This is a genomic window from Microvirga sp. (assembly GCF_014699075.1).
Taxonomy (GTDB): domain Bacteria; phylum Pseudomonadota; class Alphaproteobacteria; order Rhizobiales; family Beijerinckiaceae; genus Microvirga.
Window position 1 is genome coordinate 32381 of record NZ_JACXAB010000009.1, and the last position, 26156, is coordinate 58536.

Sequence of the window (26156 nt, forward strand, 5' to 3'; positions counted from 1 at the left end):
CACCATCCTGTCAGGGGGTCCGCATACTGAGAGGCTCTACGCCCGCCTCCCCTTGCCACCCTCAACACGCCCATACCCCACCGCCTCGCGCTTCTCGTCATCGCTGAGGAACGCCGCCGCCGACACGCGCCGCCAGAGGCTTTCGCGTTCATCCGCCAGCGCTTCGATGGCATCGAGATCAGGCTCGAGGGCAAGCGTCTCGCGATAAGCGGGTGTGAGCCAGTGCGCCAGCGCCTCGGCCGTGCGTTTCACCAGCGGGATCACCGTCTGGCGGTAGAAGGCACGGTTGGCCTCCGCGTAGTTCGCATGCGTGCTGTCGCCGGGCAGGCCGAGCAGCAGGGGTGGCACCCCGAAGGCGAGCGCGATCTCCCGCGCGGCGGCGGCTTTCGCTTCCACGAAGTCCATGTCCTTCGGCGAGAGCGACAGCGGCTTCCAGTCGAGGCCGCCTTCCAGCAGCAGCGGACGGCCCGCATTGCCGGCGCCCTGATAATTGGTTTCCAGCTCTCCTTTCAGCCTGTCGAACTGCGCATCGGTGAGCGTCGCACCGCCGACCACCAGTGCGCCGGAGGGCCGCGCCGCATTGTCGAGAAGCGCCTTGTTCCAGGCACCTGCCGCGTTGTGGATGTCGAGCGCGGTGGCGGCTGCTTCCATCGGCGACAATCCGTAATGATCGTCCGCCGGATGGAACAGCGTCAGATGCAGGATCGGCGCCAGGATCTCGTCGCGGATCGGGAAGCGCACGGATTGTGTGCCGACCGCATATTCATAAGCCGCCGGCCAACCATCGGCATCGGGCACCACGCGCATGCGGTCGGGGCGCAGCGCGTCTATCTCGTGCGGCGCGCCGTCGAGGCTCACCGCCTCCACATAGGCGTTGCCCGATACCATCAGGTGTCCGTAAAGACTCTCGAGAAAGCGCTGCCCGCCCTCCCGCGCATTCGGCCACGCGAGCAGCGACAGCAACGGATGCGACGGCAATTCCCTGCCCTGGCTCATGAGCACCAGCGGCAGGGACGCCGCCGCCTCGCTCATCAGGCGCACCGCGCGGTGCACGACGGCGTTCTTCTGGAAGCCCTCGCGGGAGAGCGCCGCATAATCGCGCGGCGTCCACACGGGCCGTCCGGCGACATAGAGCGCAATGGCGCCCTGCGCCCGCGAGGCCTTGGCCTCCAGCGGAACTTGGAGCCAGCGGGTCAATCGATTCAGCATGAAGTGGTCCTGCCTTGGTGAAGCGTGAGGGATGAAGGGTGTCGCGGTGCGAGAGCGATGCGATCCCGCGCCATCCCAAAACGTGTTCGGGGGAACCACGTCTTCGCCGTCCACCTCTCCATCCTCATCATGAGGAGCAGCCGTCAGGCTGCGTCTCGAAGGATCGTCCAGTGCTCTCTGGAACCTCCTTCGAGACGGCGCTTGCGCGCCTCCTCAGGATGAGGATGGAGGGAGATAAAAGGTTCATAGACGCGGGTTGGCGGCACAAGGCCAGGGACGACGCGAGGTGCCCACCGCGGCTTCAGCATGCCGCTAACTTCCGCAGCCTATGACCGTAAAGCAGGCACATCCGCAGCGTTCGTCATTGGCGCGTCACATACCCCAGAGTAATTTTGAGATGTTGCAGGGGCACCCGGCGACATTCACGCGCCAGCCGGGCTGGTTTCCCCGGACCGGCTGGCGCGACCATCGGTTTCTCGAGCTCTGTCGTCGACGCCGGCGGCATGAGGCAGATGGCGGGGCGGATCGGCACGGATGGACTGCCATCCGCCCCGGCCCTGCAGCCATGATCCCCGCAACGACCTCCTATCCTTCCGAGACCATGCTGGCGCGAAAGGTTCACCCCATCAGGAGCCTTGAGGATTTTTTTCAACCGCTTAGCTTATGCCGGGTGGCTTCACTTGTTGCCCCTACGGGAGCCACGGCGCCCCGGCTGGAGATGTGCGTGAACACCACCCTTCGGCTGGGGCGTTCTTTTTGATCGCGTCACATCCGCTTTGTCATTCCCGGCCGGAGCGCAGCGGAGGGGAAGGGAATCCATTAGGTCGCGCGTGTGACTGGATCCCCTTCCCTCGCCTTCGGCTCGCCGGGGATGACACGGCGCATTGCAAGGCAATTGATCACAATACCCGCACCCTGGGCTCGCGGCGCTCGCGCAGCATCAGCTCGGTGAGGGCCCAGACCAGCGCATCCATGCGGTCGGGCGAGCGGCCGGAGGTGAGGCCGCCGGGGCCGAAATCGCAGAGCTCATCCTCCAGCTCCGGCAGCGCGCCCACATGGCGCACGCGGTTCTGCGCATAGAGCACGGAGACCGGCTCGGCGCGAAGATATTTGCCCCGCGTGGCGCGCACGCTCACCACCGGCACGGACGGGTCGACCTCGCGGATCACGTTGCCCACCATCTCGCCGCCCTGGTTCGTCTCGACCACGAGCGCATCGGCCTGCAGCCGTCGATACAGCGCCACGGCCTTCGCGGCCCATTCGGGCGGCTTCAAGCTAGATGCCGTCGCATCCTCCAGCACATAAGCCATGCCGCCTTCGTCCACCCCGGCCGCGACGATCCCGCAGGCGTTCGCCCGCTTCGACGATGAGGCCGGCGGATCGACCGCCACGACGATGCGCATGAGAGAGGGCGCCGCGTCGATGCGGTTGCGCTCGATCACCTCGCGCGTCCACAACGCATCGGGGCGATCCTCGATGATGTCGCCGTCGAGTTCCTGTCGTCCGAGCCGCGTGCCCACATAGCGGCGCACCACGGTGTCGAGAAAGGCAGGCGCGAGGTTGTCTGCATTCTCGGCGGTGCGCATGCGCGACACCGCCACCGAAGGGTCGCTAAGAAACCGTTTCAGGATCGGAATCGGCCGCGGCGTGGTCGTCACCATCTGGCGCGGATGCGCGCCGAGGCGCAGGCCGAACTGCAGCATGTCCCAGGTCTCTTCCACGTGCCGCCACTTGGCGAGCTCGTCCGCCCAGGCGGCTTCGAATTGCGGGCCGCGCAAGGAGTCCGGATCTTCCGCTGAGAACACCTGCGCGACCGCGCCGTTCGCCCATTCGAGCTTGCGCAGCGACGGCGACCAGGTGGGGCGTTCATGGCGCGCATGGGCGGCCAAGATACCGGCCGGCCCCTCCACCATCACGTTGCGGGCATCAGCAAATGTTTCGCCCACGAGCGCGATGCGCCGCGAAGCGCCTGCCCCGAACTCGGGATCGCCCAGCGCGATGCCGCGCACCCATTCGGCGCCGGTGCGGGTCTTGCCCGCGCCGCGTCCGCCGAGGATGAGCCAGGTCGTCCAGGGGTCGTGGTGCCGGGCCAGACCCGGCAGGCGCTGCTCGGGCCGGCAGCGCATCGGCCAGAAGCGGAGAACAGTCTCGAAATCGCGCTCAGACCAGGAGGCCGCCGCGTCCGCGAGACTCCTCCTCCGCGATAACCCGGTCAAGGTGGCGAGCAAGCTCCTCGCGGAGTTCGTGCAGGCTGCGCCGGGGTCTGTTGTCATGGGGCTCGGTGTCATCGAGCGGTGAACTTTCCTGTTCCAGAAGCGCCCGCGCGGCTGCCAGCGTCTTCGCATAAGACGCGAGCCTGCGGGCGGTCTTGTCGTGATCCTTGGCGCGGCCCGTGCGCTGCTCGTCCATGAGCGCGTCGATCTGCACCCGCGTGGCCTGGGCGAGGGGGCGCGCCGCATCGTTGACCGAAGCGGCGGCGGCCTTCGCCAACCCGGCCACGCCGCCTTCGTTCTTTGCGGCCTTGCTCAAGGCGTTCTCGTTGGGAGCCGCCTGACGCGCCGGCCAGCCCCAGCGCTGGCGCATCCGAACGAAGGTACCGGCACTCACGCCGAGAAAGGCCTGGATGTCGGTCAGGAGCTTGTCCGGCTGGCAGGCGTAGATCTCCCAGCCCTGCTGCCTCTGCTCGTCCGTAACTTCGATTCTTTGGGGCATGGGACACGCCAACAAAAAACCGCCCGAGCGGAGGCGCCGGGGCGGTGGAGGTTTTGCTGATGCAGTGAATGCGGCGGGGCGCTTCATTCACACTTCGTCAGTGTTCACGTTTTGTACTCTAAGAGCGTGACGCTGTCAAGGCACTTGTGAGGTACCCACAGGCTCGTTCCTGCACGGTATTTATAAGCTCGTCCACAGATGTTCCGAAAAACCCAGGAATGAATGGACAATATCTCAGTTCCATGAGGTCAGACATAGAACAATAAGGCAATAAATAAGGAAAGTTTTCTCCGGCATCCAGAGCCAGGCTTATAGAGCAGCGTTCTAAGAATGAGATTCGGAAAGACGCCCTGCCCGGACCAAGCCTGGGAGTGACAAGATCGGAGTGAACATTGATGCGCTCATTCGGCAGAGCGACGCGGAACTGCAACGGATTTACGTAGCGCCAGCACGACTGTTGGCATATATACCCATTGAACGCGAACGCTCACGACGGACCAGCCTCTTAGGCCTTAAGATTGCTGGGCGAGCGCTACGCTTCAAAGGGGGAAGCCATGACAGCATCGATCGTTCGTGTCGGAGACCAGCAGCGCGTCACCGCAGACACGCCCTATTATGAACAATCCTCGAGCGTGATCGTGCTGAAGGATGGCGGCTGGCTCGTCACCTGGACCTCCTTCGACCAAGGCATCCCCAGCATCCACCAGCAGCGTTACGATAAATTTGGCGTTGCGGTCGAGGCGCCAACCCGGCTCGATATCGGGACCCCGGACCCCAATTATCAAAGTGTGGCAGCTTTGGCGGATGGCGGATGGGTCGTCACATGGGCTTCGAATGCCACCTGGGACGTTCATCAGCAGCGCTACGACCTCAACGGGACGGCGGTCGGGCCCGAGACTGTGGTCAACACCTACAGGACCTATATTCAGACCACTCCGAGCGTGACGGCCCTCCCCGAGCCGGATGGCGGCTGGGTCGTCACGTGGGTCTCAGACGGTCAGGACAGCAGCTACGGGGGCATCTACCAGCAGCGTTACGACAAGAACGGCGGCGTGGTCGGGCCGGAGACCCAGGTCAACACCACTACGAACGATTCCCAAAGCAATCCGAACGTGACGACGCTGGCCGATGGCGGATGGGTGATCGCCTGGTATTCGGATGACACTACGGACATCGACCAGCAGCGTTATGACAAGAATGGAGCTACGGTCGGGCCGGAGACTACGGTCAATACTGGTCGGCAAGGCACTCAACGGCATCCGAGCGTGACGGCATTGGCCGATGGGGGTTGGGTCGTCACATGGGATGCGGTGGGTAGAAGAGGCATCTACCAGCAGCGTTACGACGAGACCGGAGCGGCGATCGGGCCGGAAACCTGGATCAGCCCTCCGAGCTTCGACGAGGCGAGAACCCCGATCGTGACGGCTCTGAAGGATGGGGGGTGGCTCGTCACCTGGACTTTCGTGGAGGGAGCTTATATCTACGCTGAAATCCATCAGCAGCGCTATGGGGCGGACGGCCATCCTGTCGGAGGGGCGCAGCAGGTCAACATCGATGGGCCCGACCTTCAGACAGGCCAGAAGGTGACGACGCTGCCGGACGGCAGCTGGCTCGTCACCTGGACCTCCAGTTCTCGGGAGGATAACAGCAGCGAAATCTATCAGCGGCGGTTCACGTCGGTCGCCGCGTTCGGCGAAGGACGGGAAATGGGCACAGGCACCGCCGGTGACGATCTCTTCCAGGTGCGGGCCGGCGGCCTCACCGCCGGCGACAGCATCGACGGCGGCGAGGGCGATGGCAACGACACGCTCGCCATAATTGAGGCCGGCATCCTCGATCTCACCGCGCCCGATGTGTTCACCAGCATCGAGACCGTCCAGGGCTCCGGCGGCAACGAGATCATCGTCGCCGACGGGAATCGTCTGTCGGGCATCGCGCAAGTCCTCGGCGGCAATAGAACGGACGCCCTGCACCTGAAGGCCGGCAGCTACGATCTCTCCGATATGGTCTTCTCCGGCCTGGAGGCGATCACGCTGCTGGGCACCGGCTCGCTCACCTTCGACGACAAGGCCACCGCCCTTCTCGCCCGCAGCTAGAGCCAGAACGACACCGTCACACTCACCGGCGCCTCCTTCACCGTGGCCGAACGCACGCAGCTCTACAGCCAGGGCATTCGCGAGGTGACCGATGCGAGCGGCTTGCATGTTCTTCAGCAGGCACAAGCCTCCTTAAGCAAGCAGGCCGTTACGGAAAAGGCCGGCAACGGCACCGTCATCGGCACCCTCTCGGCCACCGATCCCAATCCTGGCGACGGGCTGCACTTCGAATTATTGGACAGCGTCGGCGGCCGCTTTGCCCTCTCGGGCAATCAGCTCGTCGTCGCCAACGGCGCCGGGCTCGATTACGAGAGCGGCGCCTCGCATCGCATCGTCGTGCGCATCATCGACGAGGGCGGCATCAACACCGACGCGGCGTTCACGATCACGCTCGACAATATCCCCGTCGAGACGATCAAAGGCACCACCCGGGCCGACAGGCTCACGGGTGGGACAGGCATGGATGTGCTCTGGGGCGGATTGGGCAAGGACACGCTCACCGGTGATAAGGGGCAGGACATCTTCGTGTTCGACACCAAGCCGAACAAGAAGAGCAACCTTGATAAGATCGCCGACTTCAACGTGAAGGACGACACGATCTGGCTCGACAACAAGGTGTTCACCAAGCTCGGCAAAGCCGGCACAGAGGCAAAGCCTGCGCCGCTGAAGAAGGACTTCTTCGTGACGGGCGCCTAGGCCAAGGACAAGAACGACTACGTGATCTACGACAAGGCCAAGGGCGTGCTGCTCTACGATGTCGACGGATCAGGTCAAGGCAAGGCCGCGGAGATCGCGACCCTGTCGAAGAAGCTTGCGGTGACCTACAAGGACTTCTTCGTCATCTGACGCTCTCACAGGGCGATGTCGACCGCGATTATCTCGTGGTCCGACACCGCCCTGCCCTCCTCGTCCACCGCCGGAATCACCTGCGGGTTGCGGGCCTCGCAACCGCGCACCACGATCCAATCGAGCTTGCCGAAGGGAGGCGTGTGCTTGTTCGTCGCGCCGGGCGTCTGGGTCGGCAACGCGAGGTTGGAGTGCCGCCACGCGAAGCCGGCCTCGTGTAGATCGGCAAAGAGCGGCTCATAGCGCTCAGGCGCCTCCAGCAGGAGATGACGTTCATCCTCGCCGCGTGGCAGGACCTTTGTGTTGAAGTCGCCGCCGATCACGCAGGCCTCATCGAGAGCGATCTCATCGAGGGCCAGCAGCAGGGCCCGGATCTGCGCCTGCCGGTCGGCCGGGTCGGTCTTGCTCTCCAGATGGGTGCTCACGATCCAAAGCGGCCGAGGCGCCTGCGCGATCCGTGCCGCGAGCGCCATCCGCCCGCCGATGCGCCTCTGGAGGCCGTTGATGCCGGGAAACCAAAGGCCGTTCTCCTCGAGCGGGATCAGGCACGGTTGCTCCAGGGCAAGGCCCGACACGATGGCATTGCCATGCAGGCTGCGCGTATTGTTTTGACCGGTGCATCGTTCGAACTCGTCCGCGCTGCCGAGGTCGAGCTCCATGAACTCGACCCCGTAGAGATAGCCCTGCCCGGTTCCGGCAGTCAGCTCGCGGATGGTGTGCGCATTGCCGGACCGCGCCATGCCAACATCGACTTCGCTGAGAAGCGTCACCTGCGCTCTGGCCTGCCCCATTAGATGCCGGGCCGCCCGCCTGTCCCCGAGGCGCTGCGCATTGAACGCCGCGACCCTGAGGAAGCCGGGCCACGGCAGCGGGCTGGCGGGTGGCACCCCCTCGACGGCGTGAAGGGCGGGAATGCGTTCGAGCAGGCTCTTGTGAGTGGCTTGCTCCTGTTGCGCGGAGGCCTGCCGGGCCTCCTCCAGCACGGCCCTGTTGGGGGTCTCGAGATCAGGCACGATCCGGTCGATCAGGGGGCGCATGGACTGACCTTTAAAAAACCGTCATGGAACGTATCCATGGTAGGGCATCGCCTCTTGCCGAAAACCGACGGCCAAGGAATCTTTTAGCTTGGCTTTAGGAACTTTTGGTTTAGTTGGTCGTTGTGTTGCCGCAATAAGCTTAGCCGGGGAGAAGGCCCATGATGTTTTGGGCTGTCGTTGTCGCGCTCATTTCGGGCGCGTTTGCCTATGCAGGCGATCTGTCTTCCACCCTTGTCAGCTTCGCCGAGATTGTGGGCGTCATCGCCCTATTCACCGTGATCTGCGCCGCCGAGGCCTTCAGCATTCCCAAGAGCGCCTCGTTCGACAAGAACTCCGTTCAGACCGAGTCCTGATCGACCTGACCGGCTCCGGCGTGCGGATTCGCACCATGGGCTCCAAAACTTGACCGCATAGGCCGGGGGCACATTGCTCCCGATGTGAAACCGTGATTATGTTTCATATCATGACCCTGTCCAACCCGGCCCTGGCTGCATCCATCGATCTGGAGCAGCTCACAAGCGATCTTGTGGCTTCGATCTCCGCCTCTCCTCGGGGAGCGTTGAACGATGCCTTGCAGCAGGCTCTTGCCCGCACGGTCGAGGCCAAGGTCAATGCCCAGCTCGCCGTGGTCCTGGAGGGCATCGGGGATGCCTTCTACTCCCTCGATGCACATTGGCGGTTCGGCTACATCAACCGGGCGGCCGAAACCTATTTCGGCCTTCCCCGCCAGGCGATGCTCCACAAGGTCATCTGGAGCATGTTTCCCGAATCCGAGGGCACGGACCTGCGCTGCCGCTACGAGGAGGTCTTCCTCACCGGCCAGCCCCTGTCCTTCGAGGCGGAGGCGGTCGGACGGCCCGGGCGCCACCTGGAATTCCACGTGTTTCCGTATAACGGCGGCATCGGCGTCAGCTTCCGCGATTGGACGGAGCGGCGGCGGGCCGAGGAGGAGCTGCGCGCCAGCGAGGCGCGCCTGAGCGCGCTGGCCAACAATGCGCCCGCCTGCATGTTCTATCAGACGAGCCATGCCCCAGCCTACCACGCGCGCAAGGTGCTCTACGTCTCGAAGACCTGCGAGACCCTCACGGGGATTCCCGCAGAGGAAGCGCAGGCCAATCCGGATCTGCTCTACAGCCTCGTGCTGCCGCAGCACCGGGAGCGCATGCTCGCGCGGCGGCTGGAGAGCCTGCGCACCCTCACCGAGTGTGAGGAAGAGGTCGAGATGCGGCACGCGAAGACCGGCGAGACGCGCTGGCACCGCATCATCACCACGCCCAGACGGCTCGACAACGGCGGCATCGTCTGGGACGGCATCCAGATCGACATCACCGACCACAAGCGCTCGGAGGAGCACCTGCGGCTCCTGCTCAACGAGCTGAACCACCGGGTGAAGAACACCCTGGCGACCGTCCAGTCCCTGGCGTCCCAGAGCTTTCGGGTGCGAGGCGCGGGCGGCGCGCGGGAGCTGCCCGCCCTCTACGCCACCTTCGAGGCCCGTCTCCACGCTCTCGCCCGGGGCCACGACATCCTCACCCGGGAGAACTGGGAAGGCGCTGGCCTCGTCGAAATCGTCGCCCAGGCCTTCGCGCCCTATCGGGACCTGTCGGAGGAGGGAAGCCGGATCCGGCTCGAAGGGCCGGACCTTCGCGTCAGCCCCTCCATGGCCCTGAGCCTCTCGATGGCCATGCACGAGTTGTGCACCAATGCGGCCAAGTACGGCGCCCTGGGGGCTCCGGAGGGCTGGGTCCGGGTGTCCTGGTCAACTGTCGAGATCGCATCCGGGCCGCGCCTCGCCATGCGCTGGGAGGAGCATGGCGGACCGCCGGTCTCCCCGCCTTCGCGCAAGGGGTTCGGCTCGCGCCTGATCCAGGACGGCCTCGCGCGCGAGCTCAACGGCGAGGTGCGCCTGGTCTACCAGCCCGAAGGGGTGGTCTGCACGATCGACGTGCCGCTTTCCTAGAGCATCGGACCAAAAAGTGGATTGCACTTTTGGGATCCATCCGATGCTCAGTCCTTTTAGTTACGCATCGTGTGGTCCGGACTACACGATGCTCTAGGCAGACTCGATGGGTTTTCAAGAACCGCATTGGTCATTAGTCGATACCGGCTCCAGGGTTCTTGCGGAGGGAACCCGATTTAGTGTCAATAGGGCGCAAGTGACGAAGTCACGACCCCAGAGGGAGGAGTTTGTTTTATGAAACGTCGTCAGTTTTTGCAGGCCACGGCGGTCGGCGCCGCCTCGACGGCAGTCGCCGCTCCGGCGATCGCCCAGTCCGCTCCGGAAGTGAAGTGGCGCCTGCAGTCCGGCTTCCCGAAGTCGCTCGACACCATCTACGGCGCGGCAGAGACCATCGCCAAGTACGTGTCGGAAGCCACCGACGGCAAGTTCCAGATCCAGCCCTTCGCGGCCGGTGAAATCGTCGGCACGCCCCAGATCGCCGATGCGGTCGGCGGCGGCACCGTCGAGCTGGGCCACACCTGCTCCTACTACTATTTCGGCAAGGATCCGACCTTCGCCATCGGCACCGCCCTTCCCTTCGGCCTCAATGGCCGCCAGCAGAACGCATGGCTTTATCACGGCGGCGGCAACGACCTGCTGAACGAGTTCTACGCCAAGCACAACCTGTACGGCATGCCCGCGGGCAACACCGGCGTGCAGATGGGCGGCTGGTTCCGCAAGGAAATCAAGACCGTTCAGGACCTCCAGGGCCTGAAGATGCGCATCGCCGGCCTTGCCGGTCAGGTGATGGCGAAGCTCGGCGTCGTGCCGCAGCAGATCCCGGGCGGCGACATCTATCCGTCGCTCGAGCGCGGCACCATCGACGCCGCCGAGTGGGTCGGTCCCTACGACGACGAGAAGCTCGGCTTCTCAAAGGTCGCGCCGTACTACTACTATCCCGGCTTCTGGGAAGGCGGCCCGTCGATCCACCTGTTCATCAATCAGGCCAAGTGGAAAGAACTCCCGAAGGCGTATCAGGCCATCCTGACCACGGCTTCGAGCTACGCCAACAACGACATGCTGGCCAAGTACGACGCCCGCAACCCGGCGGCCCTGCGCCGTCTGCTCGGCGCCGGCACGCAGCTGCGTCCGTTCTCGCAGGAGATCCTCGAAGCCGCCTACAAGGCCGCCAATGAGGTCTATGACGAGGTCTCAGGCAAGAATGCCGACTTCAAGAAGATCTACGAGAGCGTCCGCGGCTTCCGCAACGAGGAATACCTCTGGTTCCAAGTGGCCGAATACGCCTTCGACACCTTCATGATCCGCGCCCGCGCCCGCGGCTGATCTTTAAGTCCAGCGACTATGAAGAAAGGGCGATCGCACGATCGCCCTTTTTATTGCCGGAAGCATCACCACCTGATGCGGCTCACCGGTCGTCTTGCCCCATGCGGCCAACTCCTGACCCTCTCACCCCCAAGAGACGATGCGCTGGACCTCCCGCATCAGCTTCCTGCTTCTTGTCGCGTGGGCCATCTTCATGGTCTCGCCCTTCGTTGCGCTCTACGACTTGTCCAAGGCCGTCGAGGTCAAGGACGTTGCGCGCATTACCGAGCGCGTGAACTTCAACGCCCTGCGCGTCTCCCTCGCACGCCAGATCCTCGACGAATATCTGAAGACCCAGGAAGTCAGCGAACGCGACCGGCAGTTGGCCGCCCAAGCCGGAGCAGCCGCCCTCAATCCATTTCTGGAGCAACTCCTCACGCCTCAGGCCGTGATCGACCTGCTTGAGGACGGGCAGCTGCAGCAGATCCAGCAAGCGGGTACGGGCGCCCCGGCAATCCGCTTCGATCCCGGCTCCCTGCAGCAGGCCTGGCGGATCTTCATCCTGTCTGAATCGCAGGGCTTTCGGGCCATCACGATCCCGCTCACCCCGGACGAGCCCCGAGACCGGCAGCTCAGGGTCACCTTGCGCCTGAGCGGCACCACCTGGCGTCTGACAGGGATCGACCTGCCCTCCTCGCTTCAGAAAGAGTTGCGCAAACGGGCCGCTGTTGCGTCGAAGTAGACGCGTCAGACCATCCTGCCCTCAGAAGGAACATCGAGAGCAAGCTCAGCGTTCTTCATCAGAAGTATTCTGATGTAGGGTTGAGTTATGCGTAAACTTGCTATCGGACTTTCCGCATCTGCTCTCTTTATCATGCCTCATCTCGCCCTCGCCCAGGAAGGCACGGCGGCAGGCGTCGCGACCGGCGCCGTTACCGGTGCGATCGTGGGCGGCCCCGTAGGCGCGGTGATCGGTGCAGGCGTCGGCGGCATCGCGGGCGGCGTTGCCGAGCAGAATGCCAGGGCTCAACCAACGCCGGACGTGATTGTCGTTCCGGACCCCGCCACCACCGGCTCCATTCGCCAGCGAACCTGCAGCGTAGACATCCGGGGCAATCAGTCCTGCACGGACGTTATTCGTTAGCCAGGATCAACAGTAAAAGCATGCAAAACCCGCCTGACAGGTTCAGGCGGGTTTTGCATGGGCATCGATTGGAACGCGTTGCACAGAATACCTAACCCGAGATAGATGGCCTTATTCCGTTCAATGAACGAAAAGCCAGCCCACTGTCGCAAGCGGAAATACCGCACCGAGAATAAAACAGATGACATTCGATGTCATTTAACTTCCTTCCATGTCAGAACAACCATGAGTTTCTCATAACGTTCCACAATGTTGGGAATACATTTCGCTCTATACGGTCAAGTTATGACTGATTAGCCCGTAATTGCTAGATGAATACGCTCAGGCAACAACTCGGAACCGAGCTTCGCCGTTTCCATTGTCAATGCGCAAGTGGAGAGGGCGTTAACGATGGATGACCAGGACCGTTCCCGACTGGGGATCATGAGAGATGCGGAATTCATCCGTAAGTTCCTCATCGGGCTCGGCCTCGGGCTGTTCGCTCTCCTCCTGTGGAAGCTGTCGGACGTTCTGTTGCTGGCCTTCGGGGCGATCCTCGTCGCCCTCCTCCTGCATGCCGCCGCCGAAGCCCTGGAGCGCTACCTGCGGGTGCCCAGCCTGTGGAGCCTCACGGTTGCGACCCTTGTCATCTTCGTAGCGCTTCTCGCCATGATGGCCTTGTTCGGAACGCAGGTTCGGGCGCAGTTCTCCAACGTGGTGGAGCGACTGCCCTTCGCGGTCGACAACTTCGCCAAGAATCTCGGCCTCGGCGCCGTCAGCGATGATCTTTCCGAGATGATGAACAACGCGCCGAACGGGAGCATGGCAGCGCGCATTGCCGGTGTCGGCGGCGCCATTCTCGACGGCTTGGCGGACTTCATCCTCGTGGTGATTGCCGGCATCTATATCGCGGCGGCTCCGCGCCTCTACCGGCAAGGCTTCGTCAAGCTGTTCCCGATCCGCCATCATGAGCGGGTCGAGGATTCACTGCATGCGTCCGGGCAGGCCCTGCGCCTGTGGCTGACGTCTCAGCTGATCGCCATGGCATGCGTGGCTGTTCTCTCAACCATCGCCTATTGGATCATCGGCCTGCCCTCGGCCCTGGCTCTCGGGCTCATCGCAGGCCTTGCGGATTTCATCCCCTTCCTCGGCCCTATTCTCGGCGCGCTTCCAGCGGTGCTGATCGCCTTCAGCGTCAGCGGAGAGGCCGCGCTGTGGACCGTTCTCGCCATGCTGGCCATCCAGCAGATCGAGGGCAACGTGATCTTCCCCCTGGTGGCCAGAAGCATGATCAGCATACCGCCGGCCCTGGCGCTCTTCGCGATCCTGATCGGCAGCGTTCTGTTCGGGACCCTCGGCCTGATCTTCGGCTTCCCCCTCGCAGTGGTCACCTACGTTCTGGTGAAGAAGCTCTACGTCCGGGAGACCCTCGGCGAGCACACGGATATTCCGGGCGAGGATGCAAGCAACAAGGCGCAGGAAGCCGGTTCGTAACGGGGCAATCCGCGTCTGATCGTCGGCAAGTGCCGGGCTGTGCGGCGGACGCGTCCTGGAACCCTCGATCCAATTGCACATTAGACCGCTGTGCTTTCACGGCCGTCCGATCATGTGCTGCGCTGACAATCTTCAGAGCGGCTGAGAGGCTGCGCCCTGGTTCGGAGGAGACCTCATGTCCGATATCGTCGTCAAAACGCCCCTGCAATATCTCGACAAGGCGACATCCGCCCTGCGGGAGCTTGGGATCATCCCACCCCAGGCCATGGACGCGCCCATCAACGGACTGTTGGAGAAGATCTCGGACCTGGATCAAGACAGGATCGTGGTCATCGCCCGCACCCTGGGCCAGACCAGCGTGTTCAACGAGGTGGTGCGCGAGCAGACGCAGGCCATGGAGATCGGTGAGCGCTACCGTGAGATCACGGAATCCTTCAACTCCATCCGTGACGATACCAAGAAGATGGTCGACCAGCTGGACGACCAGAAGATCGATTTCTTCGAGCGCATCAACAACGTCTGGATGAAGGTGTCCCGGGGCGATGTCGCCGACCGCTTCGACAGGATCAAGGAGGTCTATCTCGATGTGACCCGGTCGACCAAGGACCAGATCGAGCGCGAGCAGATCATTCTCGATGCCTATCGCGATTTTCGCGGCGCTCTCAAGCATGCCGAGGTGATGGCCCTCGAGGTCCTGCGGACCGCCGAGCAGAAGCTCGAAGCCGCCAAGGCGGATCTGCAGAAGGCCTCCGATACGGTTGTCAACTTCAAGGGCACGGAAGTGGCGGAGCGCGCCCGCCTCGAGCTCACCCGCGACGAGCAGCTCCGGCGCACCCAGGACGAGGAGAAGCGCTATCAGATCGCCAAGGACCTCTCGGACAACCTGACGATCGGCTATAACACCTCCGAAGTGATCATGGCGCGCCTGATGCAGATGACGAACGCCAAGGAGCGCGTCTATGCCCAGGCGGTCTCGTTCTTCTCCACCAACGACTCGGTCTTCACGGCGCTCAAGGCCTCGTTCACCGGCATGTTCGGCCTGAACGAGTCGACACAGACCCTGAACGAGATGAAGGAGGGCGTCTCCCGCAGCCTGGAGGTGCTGGCCGAGATCGGCGACCAGGTGGGCGAGGCCGCCGTGAAGGCGGGCTATGGCCCGACCATTCGCGCCGACGCGGTGAAGAAGCTCGTGGATTCGGTGATCACGTTCCAGGAACGCTCGCAGGAGATCATCGGCGAGATGCGCCGGCTCTCGACGCAGAACTCGGCCGAGATCCGCGACGCGGTCGAGGACGGCAAGCGGCGCATTGCGCGCCTCGTAGCGGAAGGACAGGCGCTGCCGGCCAATGGCTGAGATGGTTGCCACACCGCCCGCGAGCCCGCCCGCCGGCACGCCCCGGAACCTCGACGAGGTGATGCTCGCCATGGACGTGGTGGACACGCTCCGCCACCAGGAGAATCTCGTCAGCCGCGAGCTCAGCGAGGGCGATCGCGACGCCCAGCTGCTGCAGCGCCTGCGCGAGATTTACCGGGGTCAGGGGATCGAAGTCCCTGACCGGATCCTTCAGGAGGGCGTGCAGGCCCTGAAGGAACAGCGGTTCGTCTATACGCCGCCCGGCCCCAGCTTCTCCCGCACCGTGGCGCGGGCCTGGGTCAACCGGGGGCGGGTCGGGCGGCGCCTGCTGGCCCTGCTGGCCCTGCTGGCCTTCGGCTGGGGCGCCTACCAGTTCGGCGTGGTCGAGCCTGCTCGTCAGCGGGTGGCGCAGGAGCAGGCTCAGGCCGAGCGGAACCGGATCGAACTGGCCGAGAGGCTGCCGGTTGCCCTGACGCAGGGCCACGAGGACGTGCTGCGGGAAACCCAGGTGCCGGCTGCGAAGGAAAGGGCCGCCCGGCTGCTCGCGGATGGGCAAGCCGCCGTCGCCCGCGGTGATGCCGACGGGGCGCGGCAGGCCCTCAATGACCTGGAGGTCCTGCGCGCGGAGCTGCGGCGCGAATACGTGCTGCGCATCGTCTCCCGCCCCGGCGAGCCCTCGGGCGTCTGGCGGGTGCCGGAACGCAATCCGTCCGGCCGGAACTATTATCTGATCGTTGAGCCGGTCACCCCCGATGGACGAATCTTGAGCCTGCCCGTCACGAGCGAAGAGGATGGCCGAACCGTCACCGCCTCCAAATGGGGCGTGCGCGTGAGCGAGGCCACGGCCATGCAGGTGCAGCGGGACAAGAGCGACGACGGCATAGTGCAGCGCAACCGCCTCGGCGAGAAGCGCCGGGGCCAGCTCGACGTGGACTATCAGATGCCGGTCCTCAACGGCGCGATCACACAATGGTAGAGCGATGATTTCGGGACGTCAGGCAATCGCGCAGATCGAGCAGACCATCGACAAGGCTCGCCAGCAGGAGGCGAAGTGCGAGCTTGCCTATACGCGCGCCACCGAGGAGGTCGGCCGCCTCCGGATCCAGCGCACGGAAGCGTTTCGCGAACTGGCACGGATGAAGCTCGACGCAATCCGGCAGGACCAAGTCGTCGGACAATTGGATGCCGCCGAGCGGCAGGCGCTGAGCGTGCTCAACAGCCGCCAGGAAGCTCTACGCCAGCTCACCGAGCGGCGGCGCCAGGCCGAGGAGCAGGTGAGACAGGCGGAAGGACAGCGGCAGGCCGCCGTGGATGCCCTGGAGCAGGCCCTTGCCCAAGTCGAAGCCCTGCGGCGGGACGTGGAGGCCAAGGTCAGCACCGACCCCGAATGGATCGCATCCCGTGCCAGGGTGGCCGAGATCACCGGGCAGGCCCAGCAGGCTGAGAAGAAGGCTGTACAGGCCGAAACCGACCGGGACGAGAAGCGCCGCCCTTACGAGGCCGATCCGCTGTTCATGTACCTGTGGAAGCGCAAATTCGGCACGGCCGCCTACCGGGCTGGTCCCTTCACCCGCTACATGGACCGGCTCGTGGCGCGCGTGGTTGGCTACGACAAAGCGCGGGCCAACTATGCCCTCCTCAACGAAATCCCGGAAAGGCTGCGGGAGCACGCCCGCCGTATCATCGATGACCTCAGGACCGTCCGGAGCCGGCTGACCGCTCTCGAGCGCCAAGCGCTTGTCGCTGCCGGCATTCCGCCCCTGGAGGAAAAGGCCGCGCAGAACAAGGAAGCCGTCGAAGAGGCCGACAGGAGGCTTGCGGAGGCCCGTTCAGCTCTCGTCGAACTGGACCGCACTCACGATGCCTCGGTTCTGGAGGGCGACGCGCCCTACCGGGAGGCTGTCGCGCTGCTGGCCGCCGCCGACGAGCGCGAGGACCTCAACCAGCTCTATGAGGAGGCCCTGCGCACCCCCACGCCCCAGGACGAGGAACTCGTGCGCCGCATCCAGGCCACCGACGTGATGATCAACCGGGCGCTGCGCCAGGCGGTGGACGCTCACCGCCAGCTCAAGGAAACGGCCCAGCGGCGGGCCATGATCGAGCAGGAATGGGAGGAATTGCGCAGCCAGGGCTACGACACCCCCTACGGCACCTTCGGCAACGAGGCCGCCCTCGGCAACGTGCTCGGTGGGGTTCTCACCGGAGCCATCGGCGGAGCGATCCTGGGGCAGGTGCTGCGCGGCGGCTTCCACCATGGCCCGAGCCCGTGGGATTCCGGCTTCGGCGGCGGCATCCCCTTCCCTCAGCCGGGCGGCTTCGGAACGGGAGGATCTTTCGGCGGAGGCGGCTTCAGGACCGGCGGGTCCTTCTGACGAAGCAACCCGCCCTTAATCCTCGGGATGCTCCATCGGCCAATCGGTGATGCGCTCCAGGAGTTCGGCAATGGTGAAGTTTTCCTCGGGGCCCGCCACCCGGTCGCGGACGGAGATGCCTGCTGCATGCACGGTCTCCGGGTCGCCGGAGACGAGCGGGTGCCACCAGTAGAGGTCCTGCCCCTCAGCCAGAAGGCGATAGGCGCAGGTCTGGGGCAGCCAGGACAGGCTGCGCACGGCCTGCGGCGTCAGGCGCACGCAATCGGCCACCTTGGCCTGACGGTTCGGGTAGTCCCGGCAGCGGCAGGTCTGATCGTCCAGGAGGGTGCAGCCCACATTGGTGTACATCACCTCCGCCGTGTCCTCGTCCTCCAGCTTGACGAGGCAGCAGCGGCCGCAGCCGTCGCACAGGCTCTCCCATTCCTCGAGGCTCATGGCCTCAAGAGGCTTCAGGCGCCAGAAGGGTTGCTCCTCCGGCTGGGAGCGGACGATGGGTGCGGCATTTGGCATGTGGGCGCTTTGACGTCTCTTTGAGGCGGTTTGAAGGAAAGTGCTAAACCGCACGTCCGGCAGCCTTTTAGCCCCTAAGAGGTAAATCTCCGTGAACCTACAAACAAGGTTCGGAGTTATATATATCAGCCTCGCCGCGCTTCAGCGTTGCCGCTAGGATACCCAACGACCATAATATGAGCGTGGTCAGCCCGCCTGACCCGCCCCGAAGGACCGCCGTGAGCCAGCAGCCTCCCCTCCCTTTCTCGACACGGATCAAACGTGCCGCGCTCGCGTTCGATGCCTGGCTCAACTCTGCCCTGTTCCAGGGCCGCAGCGGCCTAGGGGACGCATGGGAGTGGTATTCGGAAAAGATGAAGTGCCTGCGGTTCCGCGGCGCTCCCCGTGTTCTCCTCGACCTGACGAGCGAGGCGACCACCCTCGGTGCGGGCGGCGCCGTGGTCATGCTGGCCCTCGCTCTTCCGGCCTTCCGGGAAACCGAGAGCGACTGGCTCAAAACCCAGGACCTCGCCGTCACATTCCTCGACCGTTACGGCCAGGAGGTCGGACGCCGCGGCCTGAACCTCGACGATTCCTACAAGCTTGAGGATTTCCCGGACCACCTGGTCAAGGCCGCGTTGGCGACCGAGGACCGGCGCTTCTACGATCACTGGGGCATCGATCCCATCGGCACCTTCCGCGCCCTCGTGGTCAACGCACAGGGCGGCGGCGTGGTCCAGGGCGGCTCCTCCATCACCCAGCAGCTGGCGAAGAACCTCTTCCTGACGAACGAGCGCTCCCTCGAGCGCAAGATCAAGGAAGCGTTTCTGGCGCTCTGGCTCGAATTCCACCTCACCAAGGACGAGATCCTCAAGCTTTATCTCGACCGTGCCTACATGGGCGGCGGCGCTCATGGTGCCGTGGCGGCAGCGGAGTATTATTTCAGCAAACCGGCCAAGGACCTGACCCTGGCGGAATCCGCCATGCTGGCCGGCCTGTTCAAGGCGCCGACCAAGTATGCTCCGCACATTAACCTGCCGGCCGCCCGCGCCCGGGCGAACGAGGTGCTGCGCAACATGGTCGAGGCCGGCTTCCTCACCGAGGGCCAGATCCAGATCGCTCGGCGCAATCCGGCCGTTCCTGTGAACCGGGAACGCGAGACGACGCCGGACTTCTATCTCGATTGGGCCTTCGAGCAGGTGAAGCTCCAGGCCGCACAGAAGAAGTTCGGCAACGAGCGCGTGCTGATCGTCAAGACGCCCCTCGACACGACCCTTCAGCGCCACGCGGAGCAGACCCTCGAGAACATGCTGCGTCAGCACGGACGCCAGTACAAGGTGGGCCAAGGGGGCCTTGTGGTCATGGATGTCGACGGCGCAGTACGCGCCATCGTGGGCGGGCGCGATTACGGCCAGAGTCAGTTCAACCGCGCCACCGGCGGCCTTCGCCAGCCGGGCTCGTCATTCAAACCGTTCGTCTATGCGGCGGCTCTCACCACCAATCCCAAGCTGCGGCCCAACTCGGTCGTTCAGGATCAGCCGATCTGCCTCGGCAACTGGTGCCCACAGAACTACAACCGTTCCTTCTCCGGCGCCATGCCCCTGACCTCGGCTCTGGCGCGCTCCATCAACTCAATCCCTGTGCGCATGTCGCTGGAGATCGGCAAGGGCAACGCCAAGGCAGGCCGCGCCGTGATTGTCGATACCGCCAAGCGCATGGGTCTGACGCATCCGCTCACGGATTCCAGCTCCCTGCCCATCGGCGCCGCCGAAGTCACCGTCATCGACATGGCGGCCGCCTATGCGGTCTTTGCAAATGGCGGCAAGCGCGCGGATCCTTATGCCGCCTGGGAGGTGCGCAACTCCTCGGGCGAGGTCATCTTCAGTCGTGACCGGGACATCCAGCCCAAGCAGGTGCTCGACACCCGCGTGGTGCAGGATATGAACTTCATGCTGAACAAAGTGGTCGAGGAAGGCACCGGCAAGCGCGCCATGCTGGAAGGAATCCCGGTCGCGGGCAAGACCGGCACCACGAACGGCTACAAGGACGCGTGGTTCGTGGGCTATACGGGCAACCTCGTGGCCAGCGTCTGGTACGGCAACGACGACTCCACCCCCATGAACGATATGACCGGCGGCACGCTCCCTGCCATGACCTGGCACGAGGTGATGAACGTGGCTCACCAGAACCTGGAGATCCGCCCGATCCCCGGTGCAAGCCCGGCCAATGCCAACCGCGTCGCCTCCGCGAATCGTCCGGCAGCGGATCAGGCCCAATCGCCCTCGCAGGCCTTCCTCGCCGGCACCCTGTCGCGCAAGTCTTTTGAGGTCCTCGGCGGGATCGGCACCCTGTTCCAGTCGGTCGACCGCTCCGTCACGACGGGCAAGGCTCCGGAAGCGCCGCGCAGCTCTGCGGCGGTGAATACCCCCCGCCAAGTTGCCATGCCCTGACCATGCAGAGTGAGGCTCTCTTGACGAACGCCCCTGCGGCCGCTTCGATGCGCGCGCCATCGAGGCCATCCCTGTCCGTGTCCATCCGCCGAGTTCCCACAGCCATTCTGGTCGTCTACACGCTTCTACTGGCGTTGGGCCTCGGCCTGGGCTCGGCCTACTGGGCCATCAATGGCAGCCCGCCCTTCGGCAGCCTCCGGCTCGGTCCATGGCAGGCGTGGCCCAAGCTCGGCGCCCCTGAGGCCGATCCCTACATGCGCGCCATCATCGCCCGCAGGGGCGACGTTCCCCTCGCCACGGGCGAAGGGATGGGGTTCACCGCCAGCCTGGACAATGACGGCAGACCTCTCGATTCGGCCTGCTCCTACACCATCGGCCCGGTGGCGCCCATTGCCCGTGTCTGGACCTTCACCCTGTATGACCAGGCCGGGCGTCTGCCCAGCACTGAGCTCAGGCGCGGGAGCTTCACGTCCGCCGAGGTGCTGCGCGACGGGCAGGACCGTTTCTCCATCGCCCTGTCGCGGAACGTGCAACCGGGCAACTGGCTCCAGCTTCCCGCGGGAGGCCCCTTCACGGTCGCGCTGCGGCTCTACGACCCTCCAGGCGCAGCGGGTGCTAATCTCGAGGAGAGCGACATGCCCGTCATCCAGCGGCTGGAGTGCGGCGCATGAGAGGGTTCGGCCGTTTCGTCATTGCCACCTTGTGCGGCCTCGTGCTCGCCGTCGGGATCCATATCGCGGCTATCCTGGGGAGCCCTTACCTCGCCGATCAGGATGCCTTCTCCAAGGTGCAGTCGACCCTGACCGCCGACAAGGCCCAGATCATCAGCGCTCCCGGCGGCGAGAACACATGGCTGCCCAATCCCGATCCCGCTGCGGCAGTCGCCACCTGCGCGTTCGACCTGCGCAACGGGCCGATGCGGGTCGCCACACGCACAGGCCCGCTCCCGCTGTCCTTCTCCTTCCACAAGGAGACAGGCGGCGTGTTCTTTGCGGTGACGGATCGTGCCGCCGTGCGCGGCGAACTCGACATCGTGGCCATGACCGGACGCCAGCTCGATGAGGCCCGGGCCGCCGAGGACGAGAACGCCCCCTCCCGCGACGTGCGGATCGTTGCGCCCGAGTTGCAGGGCTTCGTGATCGTGCGCGTCCTCGCGCCTGTTCCCAGCCTGAGGCCACAGGCGGAAGAGCTGGCAAAGGCAGTTTCCTGCACGGCCGAGCAGGACGCCTGAATGGCATGACCTGGCGGCCGATGACCCCGCAGGATCTGACTCAGGTTCAGGCTCTGGCGGATGCGATCCATGTCAGCCACCCGGAGGACCCTGAGGTCCTGGCGGAGCGGCTACGCCTCTACCCGCAGGGCTGCTTCCTGCTGGTCGAGGATGGATCCGCCATCGGCTATGCGCTGACCCATCCCTGGCGTTTCGCGGAGCCGCCGCCTCTGAACCGGCTTCTCGGCGCAATTCCACCCTCAGCCACAACCTATTACATCCACGATGTTGCGCTGCTGCCTATAGCTCGAGGCAAGGGCTATGCGGCACAGATGACGGACCGCTTGTTGGACCATGCGCGCGAGGCAGGCTTCAGCAGCCTGTCACTGGTCGCCGTCAACAAGTCTCAAGGCTTCTGGGAGAAGGCCGGCTTTCGCGTGATCGCTGTTCCGGGCCTGGGGGCAAAGCTCGCGAGCTATGGACCGGATGCAGCACTGATGGTGCGCGACTTAGGCCAACCTTTGAACGACGCCTAACGGCGCCACTTCGGCAATGAAAAATTCGAACGATCAGGAACGGCGACGGCCGCGGCCGTTGGAGACCAACGGATGGGAAGGTTCGGGATTGGGAGCCGGTCGCTCGTAACGAACGCCCGTGAAGAGAAGGATCTCGCCCCTGGGTTCATTCGTCGACAGATGCGGACGCGGCGGCCGCTCCGAAATATCCGGGAATGCGATCACCACTCCTGGCGACCTCGTCCAGACGTCTTGCATCTTGCCCTCCTCTTCTATGGTGCCACTGGCTGCCTCGACAACTGACTCACAAAAAGATGCCTATGGTTAACAGATGGTTTCCGCCGGGCTCCGCCATGTCGAAAAAGGCCCGGCCTGACATGAAAACAACAGTCACGGCCGCGCTTATGTTCCGGTTCTGATCGCCCATATTCCGTGCAGCGGGAGCCCGTTAAAGATGCGCTAAGATGCACACCCTAGCCTCCGCGCAGTTGCGTTGAAGCGAGTTCCCGTATGGCGTCCTCTTCGAACCCGGACCTATGGTCGGGCCTGTCGGGCTTCGGATCCTCCGAGAGCGCGACGCCGGACATGCGCGCTGCTCTCCTGAAAGTGAACGCGGAGATGTTCGTCGCAGCGCCAGCCCGTGACAGGGAGAGCATCGAAACGTTTGAGACGCTCATGCTCGGCTCCCTGCCGCGCGCGGATGCAGCCACTCTCCTGGCGCTCGCCCGCATCCTCGCGCCATGTGCCGATGCGCCGGCATCCGTTCTCGACTATCTCGTTCAGCACGCGCCGGATGCACGCGCCCTCGTGCTCCAGCACGCCGCGCATTTGCCCGAGACGGTGAACCGCCGGCAGCTCGCAACGCCTGCAGGGCGCCTGCGCCTCGCTGCCCGGCTCGATCTCGACCCCGCAACAATCCGGAGGCTGCTGCTTCTCGGCGAGGAGCCCGTCGCGGAAGCCCTTGCAGCTAACCCCGCCGTTGCTCCCGACACGGGCTTGTTCAAGCTCCTGGTGCAGCGCGCACGCTTCCGGCCTGCTCTCGCCCGCGTCCTTCTCGGGCGCAGCGATCTTGCGCCAAGCGACGCAGCAAACCTCTATCTGGCGGCCGCCGCCACGCAACGCGCTGCAATCCGCGACCATGTCGCAGCCACTCTGGCCCGGCGGCGCATGACGCTCTCCTGCGCGCTCACCGAAGAGGACATCGCAGAACTGCTGGCGGTCAGCCGCAGGGGCGATGTCGAGCGGCTGGAAGCCCTCCTCTCCACTATCCTCGGCTTTCCCACATCGACGGAGTGGCGGGTGCTCGAACTCGGCCGCCATCGTCTTCTCGCGCTCGCATTGAAGGCGCTCGGCCTGGGCAGGAGGGATGCAACGCGGATCTTCCTCTGCCTCCACCCTGCCCTGTCCTATCCGCTCTCGGCGATCAAGGAACTGGTGCGTGAAGTGCGGGACGTTCCCGGCCCAGTTGCCCTTGCACTCGTCGAAGCGATCTTGAACGTGAAAGCACTGTCGGGAGAGAACGCGAAGGGCTAATCGCCTTCGGCCAGATCGAGGAGGTGGCGGCCCTGCCGGTCGTCGACCTCGACGAGCCAGAGATCGGGGTCGAAGCGCAGTTCGCGGGTCATGCGCTCCTCCACGTCGAGGGGCATCACGTCTTGCAGGATGGGAGCGAAGAGACGCTCGCCGCTGTCGTCGAGGAAGAGTTGCGGCGCCGGGCCGTAGAGGCTTGCGGTGCCGTCGAGATGATCGACCTTCACGAAGATCGCTCCGGCTTCAGCCGCCCCGCGCTTGCGCAGGGCCGCGTCGAGGCCTTCCACCGCGCAGCGGCGCAGATACGCAGAGACCCAGAAGTCGGAGCGAAGGCGCGCCACTACTGAACCGCGATGCCGGACGCGTTGGACAGTTCACGCAGGGTGCGCGCGTTGAACTCGCCCGTCACCGGCAGGCGCTTATCCTGCTCGAAGCGCTCGATGGCCTGCCGCGTTCCGGTGCCCATCATGCCGTCCACCTTCACGCTGTAGCCGAGCCGTGCGAGGGCACGCTGACCCGCAAGGACCGTGTCGCCGGGATCGGATCGGCCCACATTGCCGGGCGGCACCGGCACGGGCCCGCCCATGCGGATCATGTCGGCGATCGGATCGCGCGCGGCGGTGCGCGCAGTCGGGGGTGCCGCTGCGGGCGCGGGCTGCTGAGCGCGGGCGGGAGGCGTGGCGGCCGGCGTGGGCTGGCCGCCGTTACGGATCATGTCCGTAATCGGGCTGCGAGCTCCAGGCTTTGCCGCCGCGCCGGCAGCACTTGCGTCAGGTGCTGCTGCGTGCGGCACGAATGCGTGCGGATTCGGCCCCGCTGGCGGTTGCTCGGCAGGTTCAGCCCCGGGGCGCGCGGGTGGCAGGAGCCGATCGGTTGCGGCCTCAGGCGATGGCTCCGGCGCAAGCACGATTTCCCGTGTGTTGAAGAGAGGCGCCGGGTGGCGGCTGCTCTGAAGTGCCAGGGCGTTCCAGGCGATCGCTCCTCCGCATCCGGTCAGGAACAAGGCGGCGAGGATCTGCCGCGGGTGACCAAATACGAAAGCTGTAGCCTGCTCGGCCATGCCGGGCCTGCGCGGTGGCTTTGCGGCGCGGCGCTGTGGCGGCCGGGCCGGTGCCTTGCGCCGCACCACGGCGGGCAGGTCCAGATCGTCATCGGGCTGATCGACAAAAGCTTCACGCAAGGGATCGTTCCGTTCTCAAGGGATGAGGTCGTTTTGGACCACACAGCCGAAAGGACAAGCCCATGGCGGAAGCCGCCCGCTGTCCTTCTGGCATAGGAGCCTGACAGAGGGGGCTTAAACGAAACCTAATTGCCGCAGCCCTTTAACCGGAGAGAACCCAGGCAGCCTCGATTCCGCTGCATGCGGGCCGCGGAGCAGCGAAGATCGTGCGAATTTTCTGTTGAAGTCACAACAACTTGGCGTTGGCGAAGAGCAGCAAGGTTTCATTCATCCTGTTTGCAGGTTTCCCATGACACACCTACGCGGAAAGCACCGGGTCCGGTATGGTGCTGCATCATTGTTCGCTTCAGGCCATCCAGTCACCACCCATGTTGTCCATTCTCCGTTTCATTGTGATCGTCGGCGCGATTTTCTACTACTCGCCGGTCCGCCAGCAAGGCGAAGGCACGGCTGCCCTCGAGGCGCTGTTCACGCCGAAGGCCAGCGCGCCGGCCGCCCCTCCTCCGTCGACAGCACCGGAAGGTCCGGGCCACCTGGAGACAGTCTGGAAGGCCCTGCCCGACAGCGCCAAGCAGGCCGTGGTCGACAAGATCCTGACCTCGTCGGGCTTACCCGTCGCGGACGCCGCCAAGCCGGCCGATACCCTGAAGCCGGAGGACCGCGCGCTGGCCGCACCGAAGCCGCGTACCTAAAATCACCGCACCCGTCGCCAAAGGGCAGCCCGATGTTTATATGAGCGGCAGACATCACAGGTTTTCCATGCTGCCGACCATCGACGAAATCGTTTCCAACTTCGAGCTGCTCGACGACTGGGAAGAGCGCTATCGCTACCTCATCGAACTCGGCCGGATGATGGAGCCGCTGCCGGACGACGCCCATAGCGACGTCAACAAGGTGCAGGGCTGCGCCAGCCAGGTGTGGCTCCAGACGGATGTGAAATCCTCCGGCAGCCAGCCGGTTCTGCACCTGCTCGGCGACAGCGATGCCCATATCGTGCGCGGACTCGTGGCGCTCCTGATCTCCCTCTACGACGGCAAGACCGCATCCGAGGCGCTCTCCACGGATGCGCTTGGCCTGTTCAAGGAGCTCGGCCTGTCCGAGCATCTGACGCCGCAACGGTCGAACGGCGTCAGATCCATGGTTGAGCGCATCCGCCGCGACGCGCAGATGGCGCTGGCTGCGTCGTAGTTACACCTTTCACGTCATCCCCGGACTTGAATCCGGGGATCCACGTCTTCGTTGCGTTTCATTCGACTGACCTCCTCCTGAGGAGGTGA

Annotated in this window: 27 protein-coding genes; 19 read left to right on the top strand and 8 right to left on the bottom strand. The window is 64.6% G+C overall.

The window, feature by feature from the left end; all coding sequences use genetic code 11:
* Positions 1–36 precede the first annotated feature (36 nt).
* The 3 genes from IC232_RS15275 to IC232_RS15285 form a co-directional block, all read right to left on the bottom strand.
* Positions 37–1209, bottom strand: a complete 1173-nt coding sequence (locus IC232_RS15275; protein WP_190845844.1) for a phage portal protein — start codon at positions 1207–1209, stop codon at positions 37–39.
* Between the two features lie 899 nt (positions 1210–2108).
* Positions 2109–3335: a DNA-packaging protein gene (locus IC232_RS15280; RefSeq protein ID WP_190845936.1), complete on the bottom strand. Its 1227-nt coding sequence runs from the start codon at positions 3333–3335 to the stop codon at positions 2109–2111.
* Positions 3336–3369: 34 nt separating this feature from the next.
* Positions 3370–3921, bottom strand: a complete 552-nt coding sequence (locus IC232_RS15285) for a hypothetical protein (protein WP_190845845.1) — start codon at positions 3919–3921, stop codon at positions 3370–3372.
* Between the two features lie 554 nt (positions 3922–4475).
* Between IC232_RS15285 and IC232_RS15290 the strand changes: the two genes are divergently transcribed.
* From IC232_RS15290 to IC232_RS32900, 3 genes are read left to right on the top strand one after another with little or no spacing between them, the layout of a single operon-like run.
* Entirely contained in the window at positions 4476–6017 is a 1542-nt protein-coding gene (locus IC232_RS15290) for a hypothetical protein (protein WP_190845846.1), read from the top strand.
* A gap of 42 nt (positions 6018–6059) precedes the next feature.
* Positions 6060–6713 carry a hypothetical protein gene (locus tag IC232_RS32895; RefSeq protein ID WP_190845847.1) on the top strand — a complete coding sequence of 218 codons (654 nt, stop codon included), beginning with the start codon at positions 6060–6062 and terminating at the stop codon, positions 6711–6713.
* A 21-nt stretch (positions 6714–6734) separates the two neighbouring features.
* A complete protein-coding gene (locus IC232_RS32900) occupies positions 6735–6863 on the top strand; it encodes a hypothetical protein (protein ID WP_281413393.1) in 129 nt (42 codons plus the stop codon).
* A gap of 5 nt (positions 6864–6868) precedes the next feature.
* On the opposite strand, the gene IC232_RS15300 is transcribed toward IC232_RS32900, so the two are convergent.
* Positions 6869–7900 (bottom strand): endonuclease/exonuclease/phosphatase family protein, encoded by a 1032-nt coding sequence (locus IC232_RS15300; RefSeq protein WP_190845848.1) that lies wholly within the window; start codon positions 7898–7900, stop codon positions 6869–6871.
* A 158-nt stretch (positions 7901–8058) separates the two neighbouring features.
* Here IC232_RS15300 and IC232_RS15305 point away from each other — a divergent pair, with 158 nt between their 5' ends.
* From IC232_RS15305 to IC232_RS15345, 9 genes are all read left to right on the top strand, one after another.
* Complete coding sequence (locus IC232_RS15305) at positions 8059–8253, top strand: hypothetical protein (RefSeq protein WP_190845849.1); 195 nt, start codon at positions 8059–8061, stop codon at positions 8251–8253.
* A gap of 110 nt (positions 8254–8363) precedes the next feature.
* The gene (locus tag IC232_RS15310) at positions 8364–9860 is read left to right on the top strand and encodes a sensor histidine kinase (RefSeq protein ID WP_190845850.1); all 1497 of its coding nucleotides are present in this window, start codon (positions 8364–8366) and stop codon (positions 9858–9860) included.
* 234 nt (positions 9861–10094) lie between these two features.
* Positions 10095–11183 (top strand): TRAP transporter substrate-binding protein, encoded by a 1089-nt coding sequence (locus IC232_RS15315; RefSeq protein ID WP_190845851.1) that lies wholly within the window; start codon positions 10095–10097, stop codon positions 11181–11183.
* 139 nt (positions 11184–11322) lie between these two features.
* The gene (locus IC232_RS15320; RefSeq protein WP_190845852.1) at positions 11323–11904 is read left to right on the top strand and encodes a DUF2939 domain-containing protein; all 582 of its coding nucleotides are present in this window, start codon (positions 11323–11325) and stop codon (positions 11902–11904) included.
* Positions 11905–11991: 87 nt separating this feature from the next.
* Positions 11992–12306, top strand: coding sequence for a glycine zipper domain-containing protein (locus IC232_RS15325; protein WP_190845853.1), 315 nt, complete (start codon positions 11992–11994; stop codon positions 12304–12306).
* 390 nt (positions 12307–12696) lie between these two features.
* Positions 12697–13779 (top strand): AI-2E family transporter, encoded by a 1083-nt coding sequence (locus IC232_RS15330; protein WP_190845854.1) that lies wholly within the window; start codon positions 12697–12699, stop codon positions 13777–13779.
* A 175-nt stretch (positions 13780–13954) separates the two neighbouring features.
* Complete coding sequence (locus tag IC232_RS15335) at positions 13955–15133, top strand: cell surface protein (RefSeq protein ID WP_190845855.1); 1179 nt, start codon at positions 13955–13957, stop codon at positions 15131–15133.
* Positions 15126–16109 carry a DUF6384 family protein gene (locus IC232_RS15340; RefSeq protein WP_246812227.1) on the top strand — a complete coding sequence of 328 codons (984 nt, stop codon included), beginning with the start codon at positions 15126–15128 and terminating at the stop codon, positions 16107–16109. Before IC232_RS15335 ends, IC232_RS15340 begins: the two co-directional genes overlap by 8 nt.
* Positions 16110–16113: 4 nt before the next feature.
* Positions 16114–17505: a hypothetical protein gene (locus IC232_RS15345; protein ID WP_190845856.1), complete on the top strand. Its 1392-nt coding sequence runs from the start codon at positions 16114–16116 to the stop codon at positions 17503–17505.
* Positions 17506–17520: 15 nt separating this feature from the next.
* Here IC232_RS15345 and IC232_RS15350 read toward each other — a convergent pair whose 3' ends face one another.
* On the bottom strand, positions 17521–18015 hold the full coding sequence (locus IC232_RS15350; protein ID WP_190845857.1) for a YcgN family cysteine cluster protein: 495 nt from the start codon (positions 18013–18015) through the stop codon (positions 17521–17523).
* 218 nt (positions 18016–18233) lie between these two features.
* Here IC232_RS15350 and IC232_RS15355 point away from each other — a divergent pair, with 218 nt between their 5' ends.
* Genes IC232_RS15355 through IC232_RS15370 form a run of 4 tightly spaced genes read left to right on the top strand, consistent with a single transcriptional unit; the run spans position 18234 to position 22190 of the window.
* Positions 18234–20444, top strand: coding sequence for a PBP1A family penicillin-binding protein (locus IC232_RS15355; protein WP_312895176.1), 2211 nt, complete (start codon positions 18234–18236; stop codon positions 20442–20444).
* A gap of 20 nt (positions 20445–20464) precedes the next feature.
* Complete coding sequence (locus tag IC232_RS15360; protein ID WP_246812228.1) at positions 20465–21115, top strand: DUF1214 domain-containing protein; 651 nt, start codon at positions 20465–20467, stop codon at positions 21113–21115.
* On the top strand, positions 21112–21675 hold the full coding sequence (locus tag IC232_RS15365; RefSeq protein WP_190845860.1) for a hypothetical protein: 564 nt from the start codon (positions 21112–21114) through the stop codon (positions 21673–21675). The genes IC232_RS15360 and IC232_RS15365 overlap by 4 nt, the downstream gene beginning before the upstream one ends.
* A 5-nt stretch (positions 21676–21680) precedes the next feature.
* Positions 21681–22190 carry a GNAT family N-acetyltransferase gene (locus tag IC232_RS15370; RefSeq protein ID WP_190845861.1) on the top strand — a complete coding sequence of 170 codons (510 nt, stop codon included), beginning with the start codon at positions 21681–21683 and terminating at the stop codon, positions 22188–22190.
* A 33-nt stretch (positions 22191–22223) separates the two neighbouring features.
* Here IC232_RS15370 and IC232_RS15375 read toward each other — a convergent pair whose 3' ends face one another.
* Complete coding sequence (locus tag IC232_RS15375; protein WP_190845862.1) at positions 22224–22427, bottom strand: hypothetical protein; 204 nt, start codon at positions 22425–22427, stop codon at positions 22224–22226.
* A gap of 252 nt (positions 22428–22679) precedes the next feature.
* On the opposite strand from IC232_RS15375, the gene IC232_RS15380 reads away from it, so the two are divergent.
* Positions 22680–23702 (top strand): DUF2336 domain-containing protein, encoded by a 1023-nt coding sequence (locus IC232_RS15380; RefSeq protein WP_190845863.1) that lies wholly within the window; start codon positions 22680–22682, stop codon positions 23700–23702.
* On the opposite strand, the gene IC232_RS15385 is transcribed toward IC232_RS15380, so the two are convergent.
* Complete coding sequence (locus IC232_RS15385; RefSeq protein ID WP_190845864.1) at positions 23699–24040, bottom strand: DUF1491 family protein; 342 nt, start codon at positions 24038–24040, stop codon at positions 23699–23701. The genes IC232_RS15380 and IC232_RS15385 overlap by 4 nt on opposite strands.
* Complete coding sequence (locus tag IC232_RS15390; RefSeq protein ID WP_190845865.1) at positions 24040–24879, bottom strand: peptidoglycan-binding domain-containing protein; 840 nt, start codon at positions 24877–24879, stop codon at positions 24040–24042. The genes IC232_RS15385 and IC232_RS15390 overlap by 1 nt, the downstream gene beginning before the upstream one ends.
* Before the next feature lie 368 nt (positions 24880–25247).
* Between IC232_RS15390 and IC232_RS15395 the strand changes: the two genes are divergently transcribed.
* Together IC232_RS15395 and IC232_RS15400 are read left to right on the top strand one after the other, a co-directional pair.
* A complete protein-coding gene (locus tag IC232_RS15395) occupies positions 25248–25571 on the top strand; it encodes a hypothetical protein (protein WP_190845866.1) in 324 nt (107 codons plus the stop codon).
* Between the two features lie 40 nt (positions 25572–25611).
* The gene (locus IC232_RS15400) at positions 25612–26067 is read left to right on the top strand and encodes a SufE family protein (RefSeq protein ID WP_246812229.1); all 456 of its coding nucleotides are present in this window, start codon (positions 25612–25614) and stop codon (positions 26065–26067) included.
* The last annotated feature ends 89 nt before the right edge of the window (positions 26068–26156 follow it).

What these genes read in the sequence shown, in the direction of transcription:
- IC232_RS15275 (WP_190845844.1), bottom strand. Translation starts at nt 1,209, where the DNA reads ATGCTGAATCGATTGACCCGCTGGCTCCAAGTTCCGCTGGAGGCCAAG.
- IC232_RS15280 (WP_190845936.1), bottom strand. Translation starts at nt 3,335, where the DNA reads ATGCGCTGCCGGCCCGAGCAGCGCCTGCCGGGTCTGGCCCGGCACCAC.
- IC232_RS15285 (WP_190845845.1), bottom strand. Translation starts at nt 3,921, where the DNA reads ATGCCCCAAAGAATCGAAGTTACGGACGAGCAGAGGCAGCAGGGCTGG.
- IC232_RS15290 (WP_190845846.1), top strand. Translation starts at nt 4,476, where the DNA reads ATGACAGCATCGATCGTTCGTGTCGGAGACCAGCAGCGCGTCACCGCA.
- IC232_RS15300 (WP_190845848.1), bottom strand. Translation starts at nt 7,900, where the DNA reads ATGCGCCCCCTGATCGACCGGATCGTGCCTGATCTCGAGACCCCCAAC.
- IC232_RS15305 (WP_190845849.1), top strand. Translation starts at nt 8,059, where the DNA reads ATGATGTTTTGGGCTGTCGTTGTCGCGCTCATTTCGGGCGCGTTTGCC.
- IC232_RS15310 (WP_190845850.1), top strand. Translation starts at nt 8,364, where the DNA reads ATGACCCTGTCCAACCCGGCCCTGGCTGCATCCATCGATCTGGAGCAG.
- IC232_RS15315 (WP_190845851.1), top strand. Translation starts at nt 10,095, where the DNA reads ATGAAACGTCGTCAGTTTTTGCAGGCCACGGCGGTCGGCGCCGCCTCG.
- IC232_RS15320 (WP_190845852.1), top strand. Translation starts at nt 11,323, where the DNA reads ATGCGCTGGACCTCCCGCATCAGCTTCCTGCTTCTTGTCGCGTGGGCC.
- IC232_RS15325 (WP_190845853.1), top strand. Translation starts at nt 11,992, where the DNA reads ATGCGTAAACTTGCTATCGGACTTTCCGCATCTGCTCTCTTTATCATG.
- IC232_RS15330 (WP_190845854.1), top strand. Translation starts at nt 12,697, where the DNA reads ATGGATGACCAGGACCGTTCCCGACTGGGGATCATGAGAGATGCGGAA.
- IC232_RS15335 (WP_190845855.1), top strand. Translation starts at nt 13,955, where the DNA reads ATGTCCGATATCGTCGTCAAAACGCCCCTGCAATATCTCGACAAGGCG.
- IC232_RS15340 (WP_246812227.1), top strand. Translation starts at nt 15,126, where the DNA reads ATGGCTGAGATGGTTGCCACACCGCCCGCGAGCCCGCCCGCCGGCACG.
- IC232_RS15345 (WP_190845856.1), top strand. Translation starts at nt 16,114, where the DNA reads ATGATTTCGGGACGTCAGGCAATCGCGCAGATCGAGCAGACCATCGAC.
- IC232_RS15350 (WP_190845857.1), bottom strand. Translation starts at nt 18,015, where the DNA reads ATGCCAAATGCCGCACCCATCGTCCGCTCCCAGCCGGAGGAGCAACCC.
- IC232_RS15365 (WP_190845860.1), top strand. Translation starts at nt 21,112, where the DNA reads ATGAGAGGGTTCGGCCGTTTCGTCATTGCCACCTTGTGCGGCCTCGTG.
- IC232_RS15370 (WP_190845861.1), top strand. Translation starts at nt 21,681, where the DNA reads ATGACCTGGCGGCCGATGACCCCGCAGGATCTGACTCAGGTTCAGGCT.
- IC232_RS15375 (WP_190845862.1), bottom strand. Translation starts at nt 22,427, where the DNA reads ATGCAAGACGTCTGGACGAGGTCGCCAGGAGTGGTGATCGCATTCCCG.
- IC232_RS15380 (WP_190845863.1), top strand. Translation starts at nt 22,680, where the DNA reads ATGGCGTCCTCTTCGAACCCGGACCTATGGTCGGGCCTGTCGGGCTTC.
- IC232_RS15395 (WP_190845866.1), top strand. Translation starts at nt 25,248, where the DNA reads ATGTTGTCCATTCTCCGTTTCATTGTGATCGTCGGCGCGATTTTCTAC.
- IC232_RS15400 (WP_246812229.1), top strand. Translation starts at nt 25,612, where the DNA reads ATGAGCGGCAGACATCACAGGTTTTCCATGCTGCCGACCATCGACGAA.